Annotated in this window: 9 protein-coding genes; 2 read left to right on the forward strand and 7 right to left on the reverse strand. The window is 37.0% G+C overall.

Features of this window, described 5'->3' with window-relative positions; all coding sequences use genetic code 11:
* Positions 1-58 precede the first annotated feature (58 nt).
* The 3 genes from DLJ74_RS14385 to DLJ74_RS14395 form a co-directional block, all read right to left on the reverse strand.
* Positions 59-532 (reverse strand): GNAT family N-acetyltransferase, encoded by a 474-nt coding sequence (locus tag DLJ74_RS14385; RefSeq protein WP_109984989.1) that lies wholly within the window; start codon positions 530-532, stop codon positions 59-61.
* Between the two features lie 78 nt (positions 533-610).
* On the reverse strand, positions 611-2896 hold the full coding sequence (locus tag DLJ74_RS14390; RefSeq protein WP_109984990.1) for a glycoside hydrolase family 95 protein: 2286 nt from the start codon (positions 2894-2896) through the stop codon (positions 611-613).
* Positions 2897-2973: 77 nt separating this feature from the next.
* On the reverse strand, positions 2974-4473 hold the full coding sequence (locus tag DLJ74_RS14395; RefSeq protein ID WP_109984991.1) for an extracellular solute-binding protein: 1500 nt from the start codon (positions 4471-4473) through the stop codon (positions 2974-2976).
* A 194-nt stretch (positions 4474-4667) separates the two neighbouring features.
* Between DLJ74_RS14395 and DLJ74_RS14400 the strand changes: the two genes are divergently transcribed.
* Positions 4668-5441, forward strand: coding sequence for a protein kinase domain-containing protein (locus tag DLJ74_RS14400; RefSeq protein WP_109984992.1), 774 nt, complete (start codon positions 4668-4670; stop codon positions 5439-5441).
* On the opposite strand, the gene DLJ74_RS14405 is transcribed toward DLJ74_RS14400, so the two are convergent.
* From DLJ74_RS14405 to DLJ74_RS14420, 4 genes are all read right to left on the reverse strand, one after another.
* Positions 5431-5595: a hypothetical protein gene (locus DLJ74_RS14405; RefSeq protein ID WP_181397582.1), complete on the reverse strand. Its 165-nt coding sequence runs from the start codon at positions 5593-5595 to the stop codon at positions 5431-5433. The two genes, DLJ74_RS14400 and DLJ74_RS14405, sit on opposite strands and share 11 nt — an antisense overlap.
* A 137-nt stretch (positions 5596-5732) precedes the next feature.
* Positions 5733-6554 (reverse strand): carbohydrate ABC transporter permease, encoded by an 822-nt coding sequence (locus DLJ74_RS14410; protein ID WP_109984994.1) that lies wholly within the window; start codon positions 6552-6554, stop codon positions 5733-5735.
* On the reverse strand, positions 6554-7486 hold the full coding sequence (locus DLJ74_RS14415; RefSeq protein ID WP_109984995.1) for a carbohydrate ABC transporter permease: 933 nt from the start codon (positions 7484-7486) through the stop codon (positions 6554-6556). The genes DLJ74_RS14410 and DLJ74_RS14415 overlap by 1 nt, the downstream gene beginning before the upstream one ends.
* Before the next feature lie 68 nt (positions 7487-7554).
* The gene (locus tag DLJ74_RS14420; RefSeq protein WP_109984996.1) at positions 7555-8883 is read right to left on the reverse strand and encodes an extracellular solute-binding protein; all 1329 of its coding nucleotides are present in this window, start codon (positions 8881-8883) and stop codon (positions 7555-7557) included.
* A 278-nt stretch (positions 8884-9161) separates the two neighbouring features.
* Here DLJ74_RS14420 and DLJ74_RS14425 point away from each other — a divergent pair, with 278 nt between their 5' ends.
* Positions 9162-11156, forward strand: a complete 1995-nt coding sequence (locus DLJ74_RS14425; RefSeq protein WP_109984997.1) for a YjhG/YagF family D-xylonate dehydratase — start codon at positions 9162-9164, stop codon at positions 11154-11156.
* The last annotated feature ends 28 nt before the right edge of the window (positions 11157-11184 follow it).

Consider the following 11184-nt stretch of genomic DNA (forward strand, 5'->3'; position numbering starts at 1 on the left):
AAATGTCATCATGAAGAAGGCAATGTATGAAAGTTTTTATATTCACTCACATCCTTAATTAACCCTCTTTAATCATCGTCACAAAAGCTGCAATATCCGTAGTAAATTCATCCTTTTTTACAAATCCTAGTTTTTCATATAAATGAATGGCTCTTTTATTAAAGGTTGCTACAGTTAATCTTATGGGGACCTCTAGGTATTCATCTCTTATGTGTTTCATGATAAATGTGCAAAATTCATTCCCATGACCTTTTCCAACATAGTTTGGATGCATACCAAGCCCTAAATCTACATTTTTATCATTATAGACACCATATTGATGTCCGACTGGTACCTGAGCTGCTTCACCTATACATAAAAAACCAATCATATTACCATTATTATCTGTTATAGCTTTATATGAGCCATTAAGTATTTCCTTCAGCTCTTCTTTCGTCACCTCATTATTATAGAAATCATAAGGTTTTTCATATTTCCAGCTGAGTATCTTTTTAGCTGATGTCACATCCATTCCAATAATAGTTAATTTCATTATCCACCTCATCTTAGTTAGGCCTAAATAGAAATGCCCCTCTTAATGCACTGTATCGGAGCATTTCTTCTATCGTTTTCAATTCTTATGCAAAATCAGTCTGTAAATTTCCCCTTCACGAACGGTAAGCTCATATAAACAAGCATCAACCTCTGTTAATGGAGATCCATCAATAGAAACACTATAAGATGAAGGAATCCTTATTCGACACTTTCTTGATTGGCTGGAAAAGATGGTAGCATATCGCAATCGATGATTCTCCCATTTTAATTCTATTTCATAACCACCTCTTGCTTTTAACCCTTTTACATAACCATTTCTCCATGCCTTTGGAACGGATGGCAATAGATGGATTTCTTGAAGGTGACTTTGGACGATCATCTCTACAATTCCAGCAGTTCCACCGAAGTTTCCATCAATTTGGAATGGTGGATGATTATCGAATAAATTTGGCAAGGTAGATTGCTTTAATAGTTCTAGAATATTCTGATAGGCATCCTCACCCCTAAATAAACGTGCCCACATATTAATAATCCATGCCCTACTCCAACCGGTATGGCCTCCTCCGTGTTTTAATCTTCTATTTAAAGTTACGACCGCTGCATTGGCTAATTCCGGAGTAGTTATTGGCGAAATTTGATTGCTAGGATGTAATGCAAATAAATGAGAAATATGACGATGACCAGGCTCCGCTTCCTCATAATCCTCTAGCCATTCTTGAATTTGACCATGCTTTCCTATTTGGATTTTTGGCAATTTTGCCCTAATATCGATCAATTGTTGACGAAAAACCTCATCACTTTTCATCAATTCACTTGCTTTGATACAGCTAGTAAATAAGGCGTAGATTATTTGACTATCCATAGAAGGTGCCTCACATAGATTCCCTTTCTCGCCATTTGGAAGTAAATAAGTATTTTCAGGTGAGACAGATGGTGTAGTAATCATCCATCCTTCGCTATTTTCTACTAAATAATCAACAAAAAATAAAGCAGCTTCCTTCATTGTTTCATAAGCTTCATGAAGAAACTCGATGTCACCTGTATATTCGAAATGCTCCCAAAGATGGAGACAGATCCAGGCAGCACCTAATGGCCAATAGCTTGCTGGTGTATAAATATCCTGTGGAGCTGTATCGCCCCAAATATCGGTATTATGATGTGCGGTAAATCCTCGACAGTCATACATCTTTTGCGCTGTCATTCTTCCGGTCTCTTTCATTTTCTCAATATGTTTCAGTAAAGGTGCATGGCATTCTGAGAGATTACATACTTCTGCTGGCCAATAATTCATCTGTATATTAATGTTGATGGTATACTTACTATCCCAAGGTGGTAGCATTTGATCATTCCAAATACCTTGTAAGGTCGCAGGTAAAGAGTTTGGCCGGCTACAAGCAATCATTAAATAACGTCCAAAATGAAAATACGTACTGATTAAATCTAGGTCTGTTCCTCCTTGTTTAAGGTTTTCTAACCTTTCATCAGTAGGTATAAATTCAGCTGTCTCAGAATGATCGGTGATATCTAATTCGACACGATGAAATAGCTTTTGATAATCCTCTATATGCCTCCTTCTCAAAAGCTCATCATCTATCACTTTCACTTGTTCTATTGTTCTCTTGCATTGCTGTGTAGGATCCTGGTATCGAAAAGTGGTAGCAGCACTTAATAAAATCGTGACTGCACTTGCATTATTAACACATATTCGATTACCAATCGTGTTCACTTCTCCATCCTCTGCAATAACCTTTACTAAAGTAGAAAAAGAAATACCTCCTTTTCCACCTGTCTCCCCTGTCATTAAGATACTAGTATCAGAAAGAGCACTGTTTTCATCTAAGTTCCTACTATTTCCTCTGTCTAAATTCAATTGGAAAGTAATGGAATTAGTTTCTGTACAAGTTAATCTTGTTACCATAATCTGATCAGGGTAGCTTGTAAAAACCTCTCTTTTGTAGGTACGATTATCTACTGAAAAGGATGTCTTAACGATGCCTGTATCGAGATCAAGCTCTCGCTTATAATCTTTGAAACCTTCCAATCCTTTGAAAAGAATATTCAACTCACCTAATGGCTCATAATGACGTTGACTCATAGGAATACCCGAGAAACTTAACCTAGCTAATTCCTCCGCTTCCTGTAGTTTTCCTTCAGATAGGAGTTTTCTTATTTTGGGCAAATGAGCTAGAGCATCTGGATTCAATCTATCTCTTGGTCCTCCATACCAAACGGAATCCTCATTCAATTGAATTTTTTCTTTTACTACTTCACCATATACCATACCACCAAGTCGACCATTTCCAATTGGTAATGCTTCGTTCCAATTAGAAGCGGGATTATTGTACCAAAGTATCTTTCCCATTGAAACACCTCATCTTTTTATGGAAATGGGTGAAAACATCATCCTGTTAAATTGATTCCACCCATTCATTATCCATTTTATTGATTTTTCAAACTCTCATTAAATTCCTTTAATACATCCGATCCTCCGGCTTCTTCCCATTTTTTAATGGCTGCCTGGAATCCATCTTCATCCATTTCTCCTAGCATATATTGATAGGTTGCATCTGAAATAATTTGATCTAGCTGTCCAGCATTTTTCGCGTAAGTTTCCGAATCTAGGGTGACGGTTGGATCTTTAATAAGATAATTTTCATTATCCTTTTCCAACTCTATTGCTTTTATAGCTGGTTCATATTCATTATAAGGTTCATATTTTCCACTTGTTTCTGGTTCACCAATCTCAAAGATCTTATATGGTCTAACCTCTGCATCATACTTTGTTTGATCAATTACCTTAGCTCGACCATCGATTAATTCATAGTGAACCCCTTCTTCTCCCCACAGCGCTAAATTAGCTACTTCGGGTGTCATGAGATAATCATAAAACTCCAATATGTTTTTCAGCTCTTCTTCTGATCCAACTGATGATTTTGGAAACAGCATTAAACTCCCAAATCCAGGTATCGACCAAATACCATATTCCCCATGAGGGCCTTCTACATAATTTTGAACATCATATTCGACATCGGGATTAATTTTTGATGCATCATCATACATTGCTTTGACATCAGACATGGAACCAACGTATAATCCAGCCGTTCCGTTTTTAAACATCTCGGTCTGATCTTCCTTACTTGTAACAGGGAAATCCTGATTCATATATCCATTCTCATGCAATTTTTTGATAAAATCCATTGTCTCGATATATTCAGGATACATGAATTGAGGCACTATTTCTCCATCCTTCTCTCCCCAATAATTCGGTGTACCAAACCAGGAAGCTATCGTTTTAAAAGAACCATAGATTAAATCATTTCGGTCTGTTAAGCCGATCGTATTATCTTTTCCATCACCATCTGGGTCATCCTCAGTAAATGCTTTAGCCATTTCATAGAACTCCTCTGTTGTCGTTGGTGCTGAAAGACCCAGATTATCTGCCCAGTCCTTTCGGTAAATAATACCAGATCTTGATAAAGGACGCCCCTGATATATTCCATAAACTTTTCCATCTACTTTGGAATTATTGATGATTTCTTCTTTTAATTTACTCAAGTTCTCATATTCTTCAAGATATGGACCAATCTCCCAAAATTGACCATCACGAATAGCATCTTTAAACTGATTAATTTGTTGAAATCCGATACCTACTACATCAGGAAGGGAATTTGTGGCAAAAGCAGAATTTAATCTTTCATTATAATTATTATCAGGAACCCAATCAATTTCTAAGTTATAGCCTGTGACCTCTTCCACCTTGGTCAAGATTTTGTCATTAGGGACATTTGGAGTTAAAAGGTTAGTCATAAAGTGGATCGTTGGACGACCATCACTGTCCCCATCATTACCCTCTCCGCTTGAAGCGCTTTCATTATTGCATGCAACTAACAACGACATAAGACAAAATACTAACAATAGCTTAACTTGAAGCTTCCTCATCCATATCACCCTTTCTTAATTATACGTTATCGATAACATTACATGTATTGTACATAATATTATTCCATATAAAAATAGTTTATTTTGATTATTTTATACTGTTTTTTGATATTTTTAGTGAGAATTTCTAAATAGTGTTAGCTATTCTCTTTTGTTATAATAGTATTATTATTTATAAAAGCGATGAGGTAACTATGCAACTAATACATTGGATAATTAAAAGAATTCGGCAAGCATTTATGGACAAGGTATATCCCGCTAACTTTCTCTTGGCCGAACGTTATCAGGTTGAAAAGGTATTAGGAGAGGGAAGTTATGGGATTGTTTATTTATGTATGGAAGTAAATACAGGACAGAAATTTGTGGTCAAACAATTGCGTAAAAGTAAAAAGAAAGAGAATGAAGAATTGTATAAGCAAGAAATAGTCATACTTAGAAAGCTAGACCATCCAAGCATCCCTAGCTTACTCGAAACATTCGCTTATGAAAATAATAAATTTTTCTCGATGACATTTATGGATGGAGTTAATTTGGAGGATTCATTATTTAATAAGAAAAAGAAATTTAATGAAAAAGAGGCTTTGTTATTTTTCAAAAAGTTAGTGAAACTTGTCTCATTTATACATGACCATGGAATTGCTCATCGAGATCTTAGAATTCCGAATGTCATAATCCATCACAACCAACCATACTTAATCGACTTTGGGCTAGCGGAATTATTAAAATCTGATAATAAGAAAGAAATGGTCCAGGATGATTTCTATGACTTAGGAGACTTTTTACTATTTATTCTATACTCCACCTATGATGGTAAGTCTAAAAAAAATCAGCCATGGACCGAAGAATTAAATCTACATATCCGCACAACGAGAATCTTGAAAAAGTTACTGCAAATTGAAAAACCTTACGTTTCTGCTAAGGAAATACAAATAGATGTAAACCAAGCATTGGAAGAGCTTAGTAGTTAGCTACTGCTACTTCCAAAGAACCCGCGTCGCTTATAACGGTGTGAACCTGAATAAGGATGGTGGTGACGACGACCACTGCTGCTCCCGTAATAGCGATGTTTTCTTTTACTAGAGCTGTAACGTTGGTATCTATGTCTTTTACTACTACTGCCATACTTTTTCATCTCATGTGAAATCTTTCTCATAAATTTTTTAAACATAACATAACCTCCATAATATTAGTTACGATTAGGTAGAGCTAATGGTTTCATTATAATAAATCATTTCTGAGAAGTATCTTCAAATCTTCCTTTAACCTTTTACGGATCCTGCTGCAAGACCTGTAACAATTTTCTCTTGTGCTATAAAGTATACTAATAAAAGTGGTAAACTTCCAAGGGTAAGGGTAGCCATAATTCCTGGTATATTTACAGAAAATTCTCCATAAAATTCTCGCAGACCAATTGGAAGTGTGGCATTTTGGCTCGAATTCGTTAAAACTAATGCAAAAATAAATTCATTCCAAATATGAATGAAATTATAAATAGCAACAGTTGCGACAGCAGGTGTTAGCAATGGAAAAATAATATTCCAGAATAACCTTAAGTGACTGCAACCGTCCATCTTAGCTGATTCTTCCAGTTCCTTTGGGATATCACGCATAAATTGTGTGAAGATGACAATGGAAACGGGAAGAGCAAACGCGATATAAGGGCCAATTAGTCCAAATAATGAATCATATAGCCCCATTTTATTGGTTAAGATAAAAATCGGTACAAGGGTAGTATGAATCGGAATCATCATTCCAACCATAAATAAGATAAAAATGGGACGATTTAAACGGAATTTTAACCTTGCTAATGGATAACTAGCCATTGCTGCGATAATAATCACAATGATTACCGATATCACAGATACTATTAGACTGTTGGCGAAATATCCGAAAAAATTAAGTTCTACTAATAATAAGTAATTTTCTAATGAAAAACTTTCAGGAATAGACCATGGGGAAGTCATGAATTCCATTTGTCCTTTAAATGATGTTAAAGTCATAATCAGAAAAGGAAGTCCGGTTACCATTAAAATTACGATTGCCAGACAATATAACGGAATACCCTTTATCACTCTAATCATCATTCATTCCCCCCGTTCGATTTGTCACCTAATAACATGAAAGCTGTCACAATAAAAGCAATAATAAACATCGAGAAGGAAATACTACTACCATAGCCCATATTAAAGTTTGTAAATGTTTGTTTATACATATAAGTGGCCATTAATTCTGTAGAATTGTTCGGCCCTCCACCAGTCATAACATAAATTAAATCAAAATATTTCAAAGAACCTATTACAGATAAAATGGCAGAAGTGATAATGATAGGTCTTAATAATGGTAACGTAATGTTTTTAAACCTTTGCCACCCACTTGCCCCATCTATATCTGCCGCTTCATATAATTCCTCAGGTATTCCAACAATAGTTGCTCTGAAAAGAATCATATAAAACGGCGCAAACTGCCAACAAACCGTTGCGATTACTGCCCAAATAGCTGTATTTTCTTTACCAATCCAAGCAGTCTCTAAGGATTCTAGACCAATAGCTCCCAATATAGAATTTAACAAACCGTAGTTTCCTTCATAAATAAAAATAAATAGGATACCGATGGCTACCGTTGACATTAAAAAGGGCATAAAATATACTGAACGGAACAACCTGATTCCCTTAATTGGACTAAAAAGCAATAATGCCATAATTAAACCAACCGGCAACTGGGTTAAAAGTGATGCAATAACTAATAGAAAATTGTTTTGAATCGATGTCCAAAAAACGCCATCCTGAAACAATTGTTTGTAATTTTCCAAGCCAATAAAAACCATATTAGCATCAATACCGGTCCAGTTAAACGTACTATAATAAAAAGTCATAAAAATCGAGTAAATGACATAGACACCATAAATAATAAAAGCAGGTGCAATAAAGCCGATAATTGCCCAAGTATCTTTGTTTTTCTTTCTTTTACGAACACGTGCCATACCATTTATACTAAATTCCTGTGCTTTACTCACCCTATCACCACCTAGATAATATAAAGAGAACTACATGATAGACATCCTTAATGTAGTTCTCTTTCTGATTATTCTTCTAATATCTCTTGCGCTTTTGCTTCCACTTCTGCCATCGCTTCTTTCGGAGTCATCGACAATCCAAATAATGCTTGCGTCGTATCCAAATGTACCTGTGCAAGCTCTGGTGGTAATGTCTGGTCATAATAGGTTTGCATAGCTTCCGAGTTCTCTAATACCTCGCTCATCTCCTGGATGTAAGGATCGTCATATTCCACCCCTTTCACGGCAGAAATAGAACCTGCATTATTGGACATTTCTGTTGCTGTTTTCAAGCTCGCTAGTTCCTTTACTAACTCAGCAGCTAATTCTGGATGTTCCGCTTGTTTCGCCACAGAAAACACAGGAGATACTCCACCGACGACGTGATTCTTCGCGCCTTTTCCACCATCCACTGAAGGGAATAAGAAAAAGCCTAATTTCTCTTCAAACTCTGGCATCTCCTCACGTACGTTATTTACTAGCCATCCTCCCATTGTCATCATCGCTGCACTCTCTGTATAAAGCATTTGCCGAGATTGACCAGTGTCATAGTTCATGCCATTAACACCTTCAGGGAAAGCACCCATTTCTACTAAATCTTGTAGTTTACTACCTGCTTCTACATAAGCTTCATCATCAAAGGTTCTACCAGAACGCTCAAAAGCTTCATTAAATAACTCTGGGCCTCCTATTCTTTCTGCTAGATACATTAAGTAAAATGAACCTGTCCATTTTGTTTGATTTGCCAGTGCAAATGGAGTTATGCCATTCTCCACTAGTGTCTTGACAATTTTTAATAAATCTTCATACGTCTCTGGTTCCTCCAAGCCATATTCCTCAAATATGTCTTTGTTATAGAAAACAGGTACAACATCCATACTCACTGGTACACCATAGATCTTGCTATCAAATGTAGATACAGATAAGGCTGCTTCGTTATATAAACTAGCATCAACAGAATTTGTTATATCGACAACTTGATCGGAATCAACAAATTGCTTCAACCAACCACCACCCCAGGAATGGAACACATCTGGTGGATTACCGCCACCCATCGCAACACTTAATTGAGATTTATATGGGTCATTCTCTTGCTGTGAAACTTCTACAGTCACGTTTGGATGTTTTTTCTCGAATCGATTTACTGCTGCCTCGATTGCTTCTCCAGAAGGACCTGTTTCAATATGCCATAAAGTTAAAGTAACCTGTTCTCCACCCTCATTACCATCTCCCGCTTCTTCGCCTCCATTTGTTTCATCAATTGAATCCTCATTACTCATAGAATCAGTGGGTCCACATGCCTCAAGAACAAGAAGGATAAAAACTAACATGAACCAAAGTATTTTTTTCTTGAACATCCTATCAACTCCCTCTTATTTGTTAACGCTTACAATAATGACTAAAATCTAACGATCCACCCTTTTCATCCCTCAAACGATGTTATTATTCAAAACTAGCTTTGTTATTATAAAACTATGTTTAGTTTACAGTGTTTATAACTATATTTTTTGTTTGGTGATAAAATTTCACGCTCATTGTTTTATAATATAAAACTTTCTTTTATATTGTTGACACATCTCTAGTTAACTTCTATACTTAATTTACGAATGTAAACGCTTTAAAGAGAGGTGTCTCGATGAATAAATTAGAACAATTAATGCATCATTCCGAAAAGATTTATGATATTAAGACCGTGGCAAGAGGTCCGATTGGCAAGCTACCACTGACTGATCAAATGCTTAGGAAATCCCCAAGCGGAAATTTATTCGGGTTGTCACAAAATGTGGGAATGGGTTGGAGTCCTAACATGTTAGATGGTAAGCAAGTATTATTATTAAGTACACAGGGCGGACTAAAGGATGAAGATGGTAACCCTTTAGCATTAGGCTACCATACAGGACACTGGGAAGTAGACATACTCATGAAGGAAGCAGCAAATGAAGTTAGTAAACAAGCTGGCATCCCTTTTGCTGCCTATGTTAGCGATCCGTGTGATGGAAGATCTCAAGGAACAACAGGTATGTTCGATTCTTTTCCTTATCGCAATGACGCGGCAATGGTATACCGTCGCTTAATCCGTTCATTACCTACTAGGGATGCTGTTCTCGGTATTGCTACATGTGACAAAGGCTTGCCTGCAATGATCATTGCATTAGCATCTATGCACGATTTACCTACTGTTGTCATACCAGGAGGGGTTACTCTACCTCCGTTATACGGGGAGGATGCTGGGAAGGTTCAAACGATAGGAGCAAGATACTCTAACAATGAATTATCATTAGAGGAAGCTGCCGAATTAGGTTGTATGGCATGTGCTACCCCTGGTGGAGGATGTCAATTTCTTGGAACAGCTGCCACAGCACAAGTAGTTGCGGAAGCATTAGGTATGACTGTTCCTCATGCAGCACTAGCACCATCAGGGCAAAAGGTATGGAAAGAGATGGCTCGTCAATCTGCCAGATCGATTATTGCAATGGAGAATAAAAAAATAACAACAAAGGATATCGTCACAGATGATGCTATTCATAATGCAATGGTCGTACATGCTGCTTTCGGTGGATCTACTAATCTATTATTACACATTCCAGCAATCGCACATGCTGCAAAATGTCAAATACCATCATTGGAAGATTGGCATCATATTAACAAAAAAACTCCTCGTCTTGTGAGTGTGTTACCAAATGGTCCTACTCCACACCCAACCATACGTGCTTTTTTAGCAGGTGGCGTTCCAGAAGTCATGCTACATCTTCGTAATTTAGGTTTGCTACGTGAACATGTCATGACGGTGACAGGACATACTCTTAGTGAAAATTTAGATTGGTGGGAACAATCGGAACGGCGACAAAAAATGAAGGAAAAACTAAAGGAAGAGGATCAGATTGATGCGGATGAAGTCATTATGTCAAAGGAGAAAGCAATAGAACGAGGACTAACCTCTACCGTTACCTTCCCCACAGGTAACCTTGCACCAGAGGGAGCTGTTATTAAATCTACGTCGATCGATTCGTCTAGATTAGATAAAAATAAAGTTTATTATCACAAAAGCGAGGCAAAAGTATTCACTAGTGAGGCAAACGCGATTGAGGCAATCAAAACACAACAAATTAAAAAAGGCGATATCATGGTTCTAACCGGCTGTGGTCCCCTAGGTACAGGAATGGAGGAAACCTATCAGGTTACCTCTGCGTTAAAGCATTTATCCTATGGAAAATATGTAACGTTAATTACAGATGCTCGTTTCTCAGGGGTATCGACAGGTGCTTGTATAGGTCATGTTGGGCCAGAAGGATTAGCTGATGGTCCTATCGGTAAAATACAAGATGGCGATTTAATCGAAGTACGAATCGATGCTAAAAACTTGGAGGGTTCGATTAACTTTTTAGGCACGCAGGAACGTGAAATCACACCAGAAGAAGGTGCTCGCATCCTTGCATCCAGAAAAATGAATAAAGAGATTAAGCCATCTGACAATTTACCTGATGATACACGTCTTTGGGCTGCCTTGCAAAAAGTAAGTGGTGGTACATGGAAAGGTAGTGTTTATGACGTCGATCGTATTATCGAAGTATTAGAGGCTGGAGAGAGGGTATTAAGGGAAAATAGGAAGACGAAAGAATCGACTTATTAAACCCAAACTATTAAGCAGAAACCCATAT

Origin of the sequence: Gracilibacillus dipsosauri (assembly GCF_003176895.1) — a bacterium.
In the GTDB taxonomy this organism is placed as follows: domain Bacteria; phylum Bacillota; class Bacilli; order Bacillales; family Amphibacillaceae; genus Gracilibacillus; species Gracilibacillus dipsosauri.